The sequence below is a fragment of the Komarekiella delphini-convector SJRDD-AB1 genome (genome assembly GCF_014831675.1).
Classification (GTDB): Bacteria; Cyanobacteriota; Cyanobacteriia; order Cyanobacteriales; family Nostocaceae; genus Komarekiella.
The window spans coordinates 1-13,799 of record NZ_VJXY01000065.1 but is presented as its reverse complement, the minus strand read 5'-3'; the positions used below and the strand labels follow the sequence as shown (position 1 = coordinate 13,799).

General features: G+C 39.6%; 19 protein-coding genes and 1 pseudogene. 12 read left to right on the top strand and 8 right to left on the bottom strand.

Going from position 1 to position 13,799, the window contains the following annotated elements; translation table 11 throughout:
* Positions 1-11 precede the first annotated feature (11 nt).
* The 3 genes from FNW02_RS32885 (at position 12) to FNW02_RS32875 (ending at position 3,696) form a co-directional block, all read left to right on the top strand.
* Positions 12-2,117, top strand: a complete 2,106-nt coding sequence (locus FNW02_RS32885) for a PAS domain-containing protein (protein WP_431356834.1) — start codon at positions 12-14, stop codon at positions 2,115-2,117.
* Positions 2,118-2,284: 167 nt separating this feature from the next.
* Complete coding sequence (locus FNW02_RS32880) at positions 2,285-2,536, top strand: HU family DNA-binding protein (protein WP_191761688.1); 252 nt, start codon at positions 2,285-2,287, stop codon at positions 2,534-2,536.
* Positions 2,537-3,207: 671 nt separating this feature from the next.
* Complete coding sequence (locus FNW02_RS32875; RefSeq protein ID WP_191761686.1) at positions 3,208-3,696, top strand: response regulator; 489 nt, start codon at positions 3,208-3,210, stop codon at positions 3,694-3,696.
* A gap of 349 nt (positions 3,697-4,045) precedes the next feature.
* Here the strand turns inward: FNW02_RS32875 and FNW02_RS32870 are convergent, their stop codons facing one another.
* A complete protein-coding gene (locus FNW02_RS32870) occupies positions 4,046-4,516 on the bottom strand; it encodes a GNAT family N-acetyltransferase (protein WP_191761684.1) in 471 nt (156 codons plus the stop codon).
* Positions 4,517-4,575: 59 nt separating this feature from the next.
* Between FNW02_RS32870 and FNW02_RS32865 the strand changes: the two genes are divergently transcribed.
* From FNW02_RS32865 to FNW02_RS32845, 5 genes are all read left to right on the top strand, one after another.
* The gene (locus tag FNW02_RS32865; RefSeq protein WP_225226081.1) at positions 4,576-5,112 is read left to right on the top strand and encodes a MarR family winged helix-turn-helix transcriptional regulator; all 537 of its coding nucleotides are present in this window, start codon (positions 4,576-4,578) and stop codon (positions 5,110-5,112) included.
* A gap of 158 nt (positions 5,113-5,270) precedes the next feature.
* Entirely contained in the window at positions 5,271-5,906 is a 636-nt protein-coding gene (locus tag FNW02_RS32860) for an AAA family ATPase (RefSeq protein WP_191761682.1), read from the top strand.
* Positions 5,903-6,220 carry a ribbon-helix-helix domain-containing protein gene (locus FNW02_RS32855; protein WP_191761680.1) on the top strand — a complete coding sequence of 106 codons (318 nt, stop codon included), beginning with the start codon at positions 5,903-5,905 and terminating at the stop codon, positions 6,218-6,220. The genes FNW02_RS32860 and FNW02_RS32855 overlap by 4 nt, the downstream gene beginning before the upstream one ends.
* 74 nt (positions 6,221-6,294) lie before the next feature.
* Positions 6,295-6,603, top strand: a complete 309-nt coding sequence (locus tag FNW02_RS32850; protein WP_191761672.1) for a hypothetical protein — start codon at positions 6,295-6,297, stop codon at positions 6,601-6,603.
* Positions 6,604-6,615: 12 nt separating this feature from the next.
* Positions 6,616-7,011, top strand: coding sequence for a hypothetical protein (locus FNW02_RS32845; RefSeq protein WP_191761670.1), 396 nt, complete (start codon positions 6,616-6,618; stop codon positions 7,009-7,011).
* A 200-nt stretch (positions 7,012-7,211) separates the two neighbouring features.
* Here the strand turns inward: FNW02_RS32845 and FNW02_RS32840 are convergent, their stop codons facing one another.
* The 3 genes and pseudogenes from FNW02_RS32840 to FNW02_RS32830 all read right to left on the bottom strand — a co-directional run.
* Positions 7,212-7,667, bottom strand: coding sequence for a hypothetical protein (locus FNW02_RS32840; protein ID WP_191761669.1), 456 nt, complete (start codon positions 7,665-7,667; stop codon positions 7,212-7,214).
* Positions 7,668-7,858: 191 nt separating this feature from the next.
* Positions 7,859-8,125 (bottom strand): hypothetical protein, encoded by a 267-nt coding sequence (locus FNW02_RS32835; RefSeq protein ID WP_191761667.1) that lies wholly within the window; start codon positions 8,123-8,125, stop codon positions 7,859-7,861.
* Positions 8,126-8,244: 119 nt separating this feature from the next.
* Positions 8,245-8,433, bottom strand: a pseudogene (locus FNW02_RS32830) (tyrosine-type recombinase/integrase); the annotation flags it as partial.
* Between the two features lie 135 nt (positions 8,434-8,568).
* Between FNW02_RS32830 and FNW02_RS32825 the strand changes: the two are divergent.
* Positions 8,569-9,561, top strand: a complete 993-nt coding sequence (locus tag FNW02_RS32825) for an enoyl-CoA hydratase/isomerase family protein (protein WP_191761666.1) — start codon at positions 8,569-8,571, stop codon at positions 9,559-9,561.
* Positions 9,537-10,190: a hypothetical protein gene (locus FNW02_RS32820; RefSeq protein ID WP_191761664.1), complete on the top strand. Its 654-nt coding sequence runs from the start codon at positions 9,537-9,539 to the stop codon at positions 10,188-10,190. The genes FNW02_RS32825 and FNW02_RS32820 overlap by 25 nt, the downstream gene beginning before the upstream one ends.
* 145 nt (positions 10,191-10,335) lie before the next feature.
* Here FNW02_RS32820 and FNW02_RS32815 read toward each other — a convergent pair whose 3' ends face one another.
* The 4 genes from FNW02_RS32815 to FNW02_RS32795 form a co-directional block, all read right to left on the bottom strand.
* Positions 10,336-10,560, bottom strand: coding sequence for a hypothetical protein (locus FNW02_RS32815; RefSeq protein ID WP_191761663.1), 225 nt, complete (start codon positions 10,558-10,560; stop codon positions 10,336-10,338).
* A gap of 156 nt (positions 10,561-10,716) precedes the next feature.
* On the bottom strand, positions 10,717-11,268 hold the full coding sequence (locus FNW02_RS32810; protein WP_191761661.1) for a tyrosine-type recombinase/integrase: 552 nt from the start codon (positions 11,266-11,268) through the stop codon (positions 10,717-10,719).
* Positions 11,269-11,496: 228 nt separating this feature from the next.
* The gene (locus FNW02_RS32800; protein WP_191761658.1) at positions 11,497-11,982 is read right to left on the bottom strand and encodes a DUF3368 domain-containing protein; all 486 of its coding nucleotides are present in this window, start codon (positions 11,980-11,982) and stop codon (positions 11,497-11,499) included.
* The gene (locus FNW02_RS32795; RefSeq protein WP_191761657.1) at positions 11,975-12,226 is read right to left on the bottom strand and encodes a UPF0175 family protein; all 252 of its coding nucleotides are present in this window, start codon (positions 12,224-12,226) and stop codon (positions 11,975-11,977) included. Before FNW02_RS32795 ends, FNW02_RS32800 begins: the two co-directional genes overlap by 8 nt.
* Positions 12,227-12,717: 491 nt before the next feature.
* Between FNW02_RS32795 and FNW02_RS32790 the strand changes: the two genes are divergently transcribed.
* Both FNW02_RS32790 and FNW02_RS39175 read left to right on the top strand, forming a co-directional pair.
* Complete coding sequence (locus FNW02_RS32790; RefSeq protein WP_191761655.1) at positions 12,718-13,329, top strand: hypothetical protein; 612 nt, start codon at positions 12,718-12,720, stop codon at positions 13,327-13,329.
* 159 nt (positions 13,330-13,488) lie between these two features.
* Positions 13,489-13,799: hypothetical protein (locus tag FNW02_RS39175; RefSeq protein WP_225226080.1), on the top strand; the 311-nt coding region annotated here is incomplete at its 3' end.

Here is a 13,799-nt window from a genome sequence, read left to right as displayed (position 1 = left end):
TTTTCATCGGTATGCACGACTTTGTAGTTAATTTGTTTAGCGATGGCTCATTTATTCCTCATGGTCACTGCTACCTGTGGAAGCCAGGGTTAGTTTGGTTGCATTTAATTTCTGATGCCATCATTGCGCTTGCTTACTATTCTATTCCTTTGACTTTGCTCTACTTCGTTCGCAAGCGACAAGACTTACCTTTCTACTGGATATTTTTGTTATTTGCAGCTTTTATAATTTCCTGTGGTACAACCCATATTGCCGAGATCTGGACACTATGGCATCCTACCTATTGGCTATCTGGTATCGTCAAAGCTGGAACTGCCATGATTTCATTGTTTACAGCAATAGAACTTGTACCCCTGGTTCCTCAAGCTCTGGCGCTACCGAGTCCGATTCAATGGCAGCAAGCAAACGAGGCATTACACGCGCAAATTGAGGAACGCTTGCAAGTTGAGAATCAACTCAGACGACTTCAAGAAGAACTTGAGTTGCGTGTACAGACACGAACTGCGGAGCTCGTGAAAGTTAACCAGCAATTACAACAAGAAATTGATGAGCGACACCGGGCGGAAGCAGAACTGAGTTTAGTGACCAATGCCGTCCCCGCCTTGATATCTTTTATCGATTCAGACCAACGTTACCGCTTCAATAATAAGGCATATGAAGCATGGTTTGGACATTCGACAACGGAAGTTTATGGCTTGCACCTGCGAGATGTGTTAGGTGAAGTTGCCTATGAAGAGATTCGTCCCTATGTTGAGCAAGTCCTGGCAGGACAGCAAGTAACCTATGAAAGCCAGGTGTCTTATAAAGATGGTGGAACCCGTTATGTGAGCGCAACTTATGTTCCTCGATTGAATAATCAGGGAGCCGTTGAGGGATTTGTGGCACTGGTCAGCGATATCAGTGATCGCAAACAAGCTGAAGCCGAAATCATGGAACTAAACCAAGCTTTGGCTCGTAGTCTCAAGGAGCTACAGACTTTACTTAAGGTCATTCCCATAGGAATTGGCATTGCTGAAGATGCTCAGTGTAGAAGAATTAGAGTAAATCCGGCTCTAGCTAGGCAATTAAAGATTCCTCTAGATGCTAATGCTTCTTTAAGTGCTGCGCCTGATAAAAAACCTTCAAACTTTAGAATATATCGCCACGGTCGAGAATTACAAGCTGACGAACTTCCTATGCAGTATGCTGCTGCTAATGGTGTTGAGGTTATAAATGCGGAACTTGAAAATGTGTATGAGAATGGAGAAATTGCCCAGCATCTAGTCTCTGCTGCACCACTTTTTGATGAACAGGGTCAGTCCAGGGGATGTGTTGCTGCATTCTTAGATATCACAGAGCGCAAACAAACTGAGGCTGCCTTGCAAAAACTGAATGAAACACTAGAACAGCGAGTCCAAGAGCGCACAGAACAATTGGAAATCGCAAACCAAGAGTTAGAATCATTCTCTTATTCAGTCTCTCACGATTTACGAGCGCCATTTCGCCACATTACCGGATTTGTAGACTTGCTAGAGAAGCGGTTGAGACTAACAAACTTAGATACCCTTAGTCAGCACTATTTGACAACGATTACTCAAAGCGCCAAGCAAGCAGGAATACTGATTGATGAATTGCTGGCTTTTTCGCGCATGGGGCGTACAGAAATGCGCTACATCAATATCAACATGGAACAACTAACACAAGAAGTCAAACGTGATTTGCTCATAGAAACTCAAGGACGTATAATCAATTGGCACATTGAGTCATTGCCAAAGGTACAAGGCGACCCTTCTATGCTGAGGCTCGTCCTCTATAATCTCATCAGCAATGCTATTAAATATACTCAAACTCGAACCCCAGCAGAAATTACCATTGGCAGTACCAATGCTGAAAATGAAGTGATTTTTTTTGTAAAAGATAATGGCATTGGTTTTAATATGCAATATGCTCATAAGTTGTTTGGAGTATTTCAGCGCTTGCATAGCGATCCACAATTTGAAGGCACGGGTGTTGGATTAGCAAACGTGCAACGCATTCTTCACCGACATAAAGGTCAGGTTTGGGCAGAAAGTGAAGTTGGGAATGGAGCCACCTTTTATTTCTCACTGCCTAAACTGTTAAAAAAGGAGAGTGAATGAAGGAACTCAAGCGAATTCTGTGTCTTGAGTGAAAAAATCCTTGTAAATACCTTATAAATGCCTTTCTAGTTAATTAATGCTTAGAGTACGAAGTTTCTCTGAAGATAAAAAAAATTAGTATCATTTCGTCACCTGCACATAGAAAATCTTTAAGGAGCGGGGGCAAGATGTCTATCGATAAAAACGAACTGGTACAGCGCGTTTCTCAACGCTTAAGCGAAGGCAGTGGCACAGTTGAAGATATTATTGATGCCACTTTAGAAGAAATATATGAATCGCTAAAACTTGGCGAGAGTGTTTCTCTGCGGAATTTTGGTATTTTCTATTTCAAAGTAACGCGAGAACGTTGGGTGTTCAAGTTCAATCCGTCCCAAAGGTTGCGTCAGTTGTTTGGCTGGTCGTCTACTCATAAGCCATAACATCTAAAAGAAGCGAAGTCTAAAAGAGCGCACCTAATTTGCGGTGGTCAACCTGACTGCCTGATAATATCAAGAGCAAAAAATTTGAATTGATGATGATCCAAGGGTAGGTTATGGAAGCAAAAAGCGAGGTCACTCATGTGTACTACTAACCATATATTGATGTGACGTTGGGCTAAATTGAAGCGAACGCCTGATATAGATTGCATCAATGCTCATTAACTAATAATGAGGGATTTACTTATGGAATGAGGTGCTTTTAAGAAACAAAAGTAAGCAATGGAATTTCTGACTAGCTGTTAAGTTCTATTTATGCCTAAACAGGGGTATGTCGAAGCAAAAATATTGTTGACAAAGTTAATGGGAATTTAAAAGGCGCAATCGCTCCCATATTGTTAAATTATTAAGCTTTCTGTATGGATTAAGTAATTATTACCCCCGGAAAACTTGTGTCAAGAATGCTGAATACTGTAACAAGCAACACTAACGAGTAAAATAATTTCTCAATTTCAGATTTAGGAAATAAGACTCAGGTTAGAGAGACCTGATTCACTTAGCTGTTTTAATCAAGTTGATAACACACTAGGTGCCCACTAGGCGGCCAGTTAGAGGCTAGCCGCTAGCAGGACTTCGTCCGTCATCTATCAGGCAAATAACGGCCTAACAACATCATGACATTAGATTTACCATCTGTATATTCTTCAGACGATAGAACAAACATAAATATCTTCCAAGGAGTGACAATTCTTGTTGTAGATGATCACCAGGATATGCTTCTAGTAATGACCCAGCTTCTTGAAAGCTATGGAATTCAAGTACTCGCAACATCTAGTGCCTTAACAGGATTAGAGGTAACTAAACAAACCCCGGTGGATCTTTTAATTTCAGACATTACTATGCCTTATCTGGATGGGTATTGGTTAATACAAAAAATTCGTTCACTGACGCATCCACAGACTTGCAGTATTCCCGCAATTGCTTTTACTGGAAATACTGAAGATAAAGCAGATAAAAAAGCACTTGCATCTGGATTTCAAGCTTATATTCAAAAGCCTTCAACCGCTACAGAGTTAATAACAGAAGTAGCAAAACTGTTAAAAAGTAGGAAATATAGATTAGTGGGCGACTACTTGAGGTTTGAGCGAGAGCGCGTGGCTTGACAAAGCCTTGCATCAAGTTACTAGGTGCCACAAAAGTTTTACCTAAATTAATGTACTCTAGTAAATGCAAGACTGACTCACTTCAGGAATGATGCAGATCTTAAGCGAAGCATCTTTTGCAGTCAATAGGAAGTCGTGGCGCGAGCCTTACCGCTTCACTACAACTGGCTCCAAGTTCTGGACATCTAGAAATTAGCCTCGACCGCGCAATAGAGATGCGAAAGGATGGCTCTCAAAACTCTTGATCTTGCTGGTGTTGAGCCACCAGTTTAAGAAATACTGTTCTAAATTTTCTTACTTTGCTATCCTTTCGCTTCTGAACTAAAACTTGTTCATGGGTTACTGTAGTCTACGCCGCATTCAACACTTTACGAAACACAATCTTATCAGCCCCTGCCGTGTAGAAGTCCCGAATGCGAGCCTCCTCCTCGTAGCCGCACTTCGCGTAGAACTTCCTTGTGCGCTCGAAGCTCGCTAAGGTTTCCACCAGTAGCATTCGTCCACCACGCGCCTTCAAAGTTTCTTCAACGTAGTGCAGCAGTTTGCCACCGCGTCCTTGTCCCTGGTGGTCGGGGCGAATGGCTATCAATTGTAGATTCCACGTCTGCTCGGTCATTCGTTCCGGCTCACAGTAGGCGACCCCCACCGGGCCGTCTTTGTCATCAAAGTCGGTGATCCAGAAGGGATCGCTGTCGGTGTTACCGCCGAAGTAGTCAGCCAGCATTTTGCCGAGAGCCTCGATCTCGTGCGGTTGGAAACCGATTGTGTTGGCTACGTCAATCAGTGCCACTGCATCTTCGGGTTTTGTAGGTCGGATCATGGAGAAGTTAAATATATGCGTGAAGCATATAATAATCAGCAAATTTACTTGATGTCAATATGCTTCACGCATATAATTTAGGGATGGAAAACACTAACCTTGCGAATGTGCTGGGGGCTTTGTCCCTTGCCTTGACAGATTCCGTTGCCCAGTCGGTGGAGCGAATGATCGATGATGCAGGGCCGGCAGCCGAGGCTATGTGCTTGGTAAGACATGCACCAGGGATACCGATTGAACAATTGCGCCGCGCCCTTAGGATGTCGCATCCTGGTGCAGTGCGACTTGTAGAGCGACTGGAGAAACAAGGTTTAATTCTCCGTGAACGTTGCTCTGTGGATCGCAGGGCTGTGGAGTTGAAATTGACAAAAGAAGGGGAAGCTCTGGTGAGCAAGCTCCATCAAGCGCGGCTTAAGGCACTTGAGGAAGCCATCGCTTCTCTATCTTCAAAAGACCGCCAAAATTTATGCCGCATCACTAACCAAATCTTGTTTTCCCTGACAAAAACGAAGGACACTGCCTTAACTATCTGCCGTTTATGTGACGAAACAAACTGTTTGAATTGTCCAGTGGGTAAACGTTACAGCGAATTGGCTTAACGCGGATAAATATAGAGTTTTGTATTTTACTTAATTAAGTTCATTAAATAATCATTGATTTAGCCACTAAAGGCAGGATTTACAAACAGACAACTGGATATAGCGTCTTTTACTCTTGGCACTTATACTCAACTAAGTTAAGTAATTGAGTTCCTGAAATGCCAGTTATCTCGTTTTGTAACCAAAAAGGAGGGTGCGGCAAGACTACGGCTGCCGTGCATTTTGCTTTTTGGCTGCATAAAAAACGTAAAAAAGTCCATTTCATTGATGCTGATGCTCAAGCGAGTGGTTCTTTTTGGATGTCCGCCCTTGGTAATATCATTCCGACATCCAAAATTATTGATGCAAATGACTTAATTGAACAACTGCCAGTTTTGGCAGAAAACTATGCGTTTGTAGTTGTAGATGGCGCACCCAATGTTACTGAATCTACACGCGCAATTTTATGTTTATCAAATGTTTCAGTAACTCCAATTCAACCAACAGGATTAGACTTACATTCTGCAAGTGAGGCAATTCGTTTAATTAAATCAGCCCAGAAAATATCTGGGGGTTTACCTTTGCCTGCAATATTTATTTCTCGTGCTGCTAAAAATACTCGATTAAAAGATGAAGCTTTGACATTTTTAAAAGAAATCCCTGGCGTAAATTTACTAAAAACTGTAATTCATAATCGACAGGCTATTGCTGATTCTTTTTCTCAGGATACAACTGTTTGGTCAATGAAAGGGGCTAAAGAAGCTGCTGAAGAATTTGATTCTTTATGTCAAGAAATTTGGAGTTTGCTTAAATGAATAATAAACGAAAACCCTTAAACGAGAAACTTGATAAATTTATCTTTGGTAGAGAAGAACAAAATGGTAAACCTGCTGATGGCTCTAAACAAACTAGACAGTCAGAGCAAGATTTAGAGAAAGAACCTAATGATTTGTTAGATAAGTTAATTAAGGATTCACCTCGGAAGGAGAAACCTATTCGAGTTAGTTTGGATTTGTCTCCAGATATGCACAAGAAGCTAACTAACCTCGCTAACAGGACTGGTAGAAAGAAATCAGAAATTCTAAGAATCCTTTTGGAGCAAGCATTTGATGAGATTAACATTGAGTAATCAAGTAACGTAGTTACTTAAAGTAGTTACTTAACTCAAATAAATTATGCTTCTACAATACCAGTATAAATTTCATGGAACCCTTATCAGATAATTGGGCAGATATTCAACCTGATATTGTATATGTTTCAGTCGGTGGTCTGCTAGTTTCGTTTGCCAGTGAACAAATAAAACTGGGATTAAAATATGATCAGAAAGGTAAGCATTTAAAAGCCATTGAGAAAGGTCAAGTACCTCCTCGCGGTAATGTTGGGTTGGTGGCTTCCCAAGAATCAGGTTACGATTTGAAATCTAAAGTCTTAGGTAAAGGTGGCGACCGCCGATTTCATGCAAAATTTATTGATGGTATATTACACTTCCCTGGTTTGGTAACAGAACATTAAACCCACATAACTATGACAAGACTCGAATTAAAAAATCATCAAGTCTGGCGAGATTTAACTGAAATATTAGAAAATTTAGATGCCAACATTCTTGTTCAAGAACATCTTAACCAATGTGATTATAAAGTGTGCGGTTACTGGGATGAACAAGATGAATATTATGAAACAATTACATTGCCTCGTCCTCTAGAAGCTGAATTAGTTAGCAGTTCTATTGGCGTTACTCACACTGAACGTTTTTTACAACTAAAGTTTTTCCTCATAGCTGATGCGGTTGATGCTACACAAACATCAAATAATCACACTCAAAAGATTGGTGAATTAGTTCTTGTTTATGATGAAAATCTAGAATTTATTGATGAAAATTGGCTTTTAGATGTCGATTCTCCAATGCTTGAGATAAGTTGAAATACAAATTGTGCAGCAGCCTGCTGCACTAATTAATTTATTGATTTTAGATTGATTTAATTAGCCAATTAAGCAAAAAGTAAGAAATACTAGCCTCCTTAAATTGATAATTTGCTCAATGTAAGCATTAAGAGTGCTGATGCTGCCCACCTTTCTTGCTCTGTCGTGGCTAGACTATGCCTAGCATTGAAAATTTCAAGTTAACAATTATAAACGCTACCATTATTAATATCTCTTTCTACTTTGAAAATATTTTCAAAAGCATAAAGATTGAAATTTGTTTGATGTTCTCGATACTGGTGATTATCTCCACAACCTACCTGAAGATTATCAATAGACCAGTTGGCAAAACCGATTCCCCTAGAGTCCTTTAAAACTATTCGTATTCCTGGCATTTGGCTTGTTTCTGTTCTCCACCCTTTGGAAGTAATGTAATAAGATAAGGTGGCTTGAAATTGATTATCAGTTGACTTGACTAGGAGCAATTTCATGTCATCTAAAATGAAATGTTCTTGCTTCCTATCAAGTATATTGCTCAAGACCCATCTCTTATTCCATTTATTAACTTTACTAGACGAGTCTGGCTTTTCTATAGGTTGAGAAGGTTCTAACCTCTCATAACAAGAAGTTGTCGCTTGTTTTTGAATAGTAGTCATATTGATTTGATCTCGTCGATTTGCTAAAAGTGTTATGATAAACGCTTGTAATCACACCTCAATAAGGTGTTTGGTCGATAATACTCTTAAGAAGTTTCCGCAGATGTAATCTATTTGTTGAGCCATTTCTTCTTGTAATAAATGGTTCAACAAATAAATACAAAAAGCCCCAGACTCTCATCTTTACTTTCTTAGTGTCCATCCGTTGGCTCAGAACTTGGGGTTTCAACTTTCAAGTTGTCTCCCTGCTTGCTCACTGAAAAGTCCGGCTCATTTTTGCTAGTTTGAGCAAGGCCAGCAGCACCAGCTATTGCTGTTCCTGCAAGTCCAAGTCCAGCAGACCATTTGGCATCAGTGATTTTTGGCGAGACTAAAACAGCAACACCAATGACCGCTCCAATAGTTGCCATAAACATGGGGGTTATAGCTCGAATTACTTCTGGGGTGAGAGATTTCATACAGGTTAGTTATGGAATTGATTTTGTTCATGGGATAAATACGCAGCATCAAATTCCAATTCCAGAATCTAGAACCAATTTTTTCCTAGAAATTATGAGTATTTTTTGTGGTATGTAATCTAAAACCCAATCACAGAAACAGCCTTTCGCTTCTGCTCCGGCGTGACCTCCAGATAACGCTGCAAAGTACCCAGGTCACTATGTCCAGAGATTTCCTGAATAGTCCTCAAAGGTATCCCCGCGCTGGACATCTGCGTGAGGGCAGTTCGCCTAAACGAATGGGTGCTAACTCCTTCTACGCCAAACTGTGGTAATGGCTCATCCTGCCTAACATAGCAGGTGTTTTTGAATCTGTTGATTTAAGTATATTGAGAAGTTATGTTTGTTTTCATCTTTGTATTATACAATAATACAAAGTGAGAATATTTACAACTAATATATTTATGCTTTATTCAAAAATCCTTTCTTTGCGACAGAATCATTTAGGTTATATTACAATTAATCCTCTTTTAAATGCTTTTTCACTTGAGATGTGTCAAGAAATTGATGCTGCTGAAAACGATGAATTTATTAGAAAAACAAGGAATAGTATACTAAATAGACTTAAAAATTATGAAATCGGATATCATGTAGAATTGCAGCAAGCTTTGCGTGATTATAGTGAAGCGGCAACTTACTTATCACTAAAAAGTAAAGGTATTTTATTAGAAAAAGTTCCCGAAAACACAAATAAAACACCTGACTTTAAAGTTAATTTAGAGGGTAAAGAATTTTTCATAGAGATAAAGACACTAGGATTTGGTGGAGGAGAAGAAAATTATATCAAAGCTATGGAGCAAGGATTAGATGCCCAAGTCTCTATTGAAAACCAATTAAAAGCTGGAAATACTACAGCAATAGCTATAACTGCCATTAATCCTTTAAAACAGGGAGAACAAGATTATTCTTATTCTCGCCAAAAAGATTTTATTGAAACTATCATAAAAAAAATCAAAGGACTTGTTAAACAAGGTCAATTTGAAGCTGGTTCAACCATATTATTAATTGACTTATCTCTTATACCTATACCTGCCGATTTTAAAGTTAATTCTATTCCTATATTTCCTCTATTTGAAAATCAAAAATTGAAAAATTTAGTAAGTGGTATTCTTTGGTATTCAGCATTTGGCAAAGAAAATGAAAGAATATTTTCACCTATTGAATTTGAAGGAGATGCCAATATTAAAAGTGAATTAAGTATAGAAGGTATTTTAAATAAAAATGATTTTATTAAGGCTTTGTGCTTCCAAGTCTATAACTTAAGACAAGAAAGGAAAGTAGTAGGTTTCTATAGGGCAAAAGATGAGGACTCTATTATGCCTCTTCTTTCTCCATTTTGTGATTTTGTAAATGATGAAATGAATACAAATGGTTGGAGAATTCTTCAAATGCTTTAAGTGAGCAGGTAGTTAAGGCATTGATGCCTACCAAAAATCAGTTAAGGACGAATAATGTGAGAGAAGAAATTCTAAAAATTAAACCGCAAAATCTGCCAGTCTATGTCTATCACCTTGACGCTGATGTGGCAGTAGTTCATAACCGCATAGCCTACAGGCTAAGAGCTTATTCTTTTAATACGATTACAGTTGCAAGCAATCAAGCTTTAAGACCGGGCGACGTTCTCACCAATTCTTGCTGCTATTACGGGAATGAACACACTGAGATAATCCCGCATCTACATAAAAAAGGCTACTTTGGAGATACAGGTATAGATTTGCGGTATTACTACGGATGCCGAATTGACAGATTGGCTATTTCTTTTGTAGATGAAAACAGTGTTTATCCGTCATGCGGCGACGGTGATTGCACAGTCTTTATTGAATTATCTGATAGCAGTCTGAGTGAGCGAATCCGGCAGCTTGAAGACCGATATGAAAAATTAACAAAAGTCGAACTCTCCCATCTAGAATCTTTAAAACAAGAGAGATTAGATGACAGTTCTATCGAGTACTGGAAGAAACGTATCCCAAGATGGGACGAAGAGTTTGAATGTATAGGAGAGATTCCAGTAAACTTAATCTACTAAATCTATAGATAATCGCTAAAAAAGCCCTTCAAAAACTGCCTTGAAGGGCATCAAAATTAATTAATAAAATTTTATACAAAAGTAAATTAACCCGCTAATCGGCCTAATTTAGTCTTTGAAGTGATTAACATTGTAGTCACTAATATTAGAAACCAGGATGGATAGGTAAATTAAAGTTTGGATTATATTGTCGGACTTGTAAACACATCAGGTTAATTAAATTAATTTCTTTTTGAGCTAAATTTGGATTGTAACTATATAGTTTTATTTGCTCAACTAATTCAGCCATTTGAGTCATATAATTACTCATAATCTTCATAGTTTCTACATCAGTTTGAGCTAAATAAAATTTATTGATGTCTTTCGTCATTTTTTGTACTGTCTCTTGGTTAATTAGTTCTACGCAGGTTTTAGACCATTGAATATGTTTTGTGTAGTCCATTAATTTTTATCTATGTTGAATATATTTAATGAAATAGGGAATACAGAAGCCAATGCTAATTATTTTATATAGGTAGCTTCATATCTAAAATCCAATCACCGAAACCGCTTTGCGCTTCTGCTCTGGCGTAACCTCTAGATAGCGCTGCAACGTTCCCAGGTCGCTGTGGCCAGAGATTTCCTGAATAGTTCGCAAAGGTATTCCAGCGCTGGACATCTGCGTGAGGGCAGTTCGCCTAAACGAATGGGTGCTGACTCCCTCTACTCCAATTCGCTTGCAAGCATCACGTAAAATCTTGTCTGCCATGAATCGGGTCAGACGTTCAGTTACACCGCGCATACCGGGAAACATCACAGAACTTTTGGGTTGGTACTCGTCCATGATTGCTGCTAGCGTTGGTGGAATGTCTACAATCCGGGTTTTATGCTTGCCTTTGGTGGTAGACTTTCGGAAAGTGATAGCACCAGATTTGATATCAGTCGTCTGGAGAGCCAACGCTTCTGATACGCGACAACCAGTAAACAGGCAAATTCCAAACAGAGCGCGATCGCGGGGAGTAAGAAATCCTTCGGTGAACAATCGCCTCAATTCGTCTTGGTTTAAAATCTTGCCTTGTCCGTTGCCGTCTACTTTCATTTTTTCACCGCTGAGGGGATTACACGTTATCTGACAAACGTGTAATTGATGACCCAAAGTATTGTAACTCCGTTGGTGTCACCACCGCTCACTCAAGTAATCAATTCCAACTTATCAATCGCAATCGCTACAACCCGCATGAATTCGTTGGATGATAAAACCTGCTTATGGTTGCAGCGCGATGACCAACTTATTGTATAATCTGCTCACGGCTTGGGGCCAACGCATCTATTCCCCTACCAATGCTAATGCGTGATTTATCACGCGGTCAGATAAATACATCCCACACTGGCGCAATTGTTCTAAAACTGGACGTGCAGCAGGAATTACGCCTCGAAGTTTTGCAGTAATAACAATGCCTAATGTCCCGCGTACCGGGATTCCTAAAGTTGCAGCACAACGACGGGCTGCTAAATCATCCAGAATTACTTCTGTACCTGGATTTACATAGCCCCAGGTCAGTACGGCTGACTCACCTAGACCTAAATCCCAGTTTTGAATTACATTCGGGACTGGTGGTGTTTCTTGTACAACCAACCAATCAGTATTCTTGAGCGCCGCTGCTGTTACGTCTGTTGACCCATACGCCTGAATTTCTGCGGCTACAGAGGCAGGAACAATAATTGATGGACTAATTAAAAGCAACAAATCAAGAAAGCTGCCCTTGGTCAAAAAAATCAATGGGGATGTGTTGATAGCAGGCAGTTCAGCCACGGTTCAACTCGCTCTGCAAATCATCCTCGTCAACAGCGAAGACATCCACTTGTTCACGGGCTAGGACGGCTAGAAAGTCTCGGCGGTTTAACCCAGCAACGTTGGCTGCTTTCTCCATAGAGATTTCCTGCTTCTGATACCAGTAGATAGCAGCAGCAAGGCGCATATCGCGCACAAACTCTTCTGGAGAAAGGCGACGGGCGCTAAATACTTCTTCTGGCAGGTTAATCGTGACTGACGACATAATTTATGCCCTAAATTCCTGCATTCATAATATCAACCATCTCCTTTTAAAAGCGATCGCTTGCCTTTGATGTGTTGTGCTACCACCAAACACATTTTAGATAACACCCTCCCCTTGTCTGGGTTTTAGCGATAGTAACTTACTCGGTAAGGTGCTTTAGTTTACTAATAATCTTTTAGTATATTAAAGCAAGCAACTTTTTTAAAAAGTTAACTTACTGTACCTTAATTTATCTGCTGCTGTAATTTACTTAATTGATAATAGCTCAAAACTGCTTACCTTATTTCGTCTAGGTCAGATACCCTTTGCTGTTTAGATGGTTAGAGTCCGACACTTTTTAAATTTAGTAACTTACTTTAACTTTCTTAACCTGATGCAGTAAGCTGCCAACGTGCATTAGTAAATTACTATTAACACACCAGTATCTCACTTTAATTTGTTTTAAATTTAATGTAACTGACTTTAAATTACCAATACAGATATAGCAGTATATGGCTACAAAAGACTGGTTAGACAATCATGCTAAAGTCACGGCATATCTTGATTTCAGCCTCTACGCTAGTTTAGAGAAGTGGATGAAAACACACAAAATCAAGAAAGCGTCTCAAGCTCTCACAATTATACTTGAGCATTATTTAGAGGGCAATATTCCTATTGAAGTGATGCCAGAAAACCTCGAACAAGAGGTAAAGCAGCTTAAGGTTAAAACCACCGAAATCGATGGTTTAGAGGCAACCGTAGCCGAACAACAAAAGGAGTTTAATGATGAGATTAACTCCCTCAGAACAGAAATTGATGGGCTACGGCAAGCTCTAATAAACGCGGGGTTATCATCTCTCAGAGAGAAGGTTGAGGACATACCCAGAGGCAAAATCACATTCTCACATTCTGATTATGATGCTAAACAGGGGCTAACTAAGACTGATCTGTGTGAGCGGATAAACATCAACGGCAGTCAAATCAATCAATGGGCAACGATGCTTAATCTTGACCCTGATGAGTACCTGTTTGAGTTGACTGGGTGGAAGAAACCCCTTAACGCTCGGCGATACTTCCCGGTGTTGGGGGACGAGCAAAAACAAGCTGCGAAAACTAGCCAGTAGTCTTGCTCACCCTAGTCATCAACCGAAGGGAGGCTAGGTGCTAATGGGGTATCCTTGGCACGTCTACGTGTTGAGTTGGCTAGTTTATAGGCAATTATTGTTAAATGTGAGTTAAACTTCAGCCAAAACATTTCTTGGATTTTATGCATGAGGTGATGAATGGATGAGAAATCGAGGGTACAGGTAAGCTACCCAGTTAAAAATTCCAAAGAATTCAGCGCAAAGCTTCAAATACTAGCTGAGGAGTACACAGGCGAACTAGATAGCCTAATTCTTAACTCTGATAAACTAGTTATAACTTTTATATTTCTTGATCCAAGACAACTTATTAAATTTATCGGTTTGTGTGCTGAGTTTCCTGATATCGTAATTCACACAATCGATAAGTCCAGCGCCGAAGGTACTAAAGCAGAATTTCTTAAAGAAAAAATTTCAAAACAAATAGATTCTTTCAAGAAACGCAAAGAACG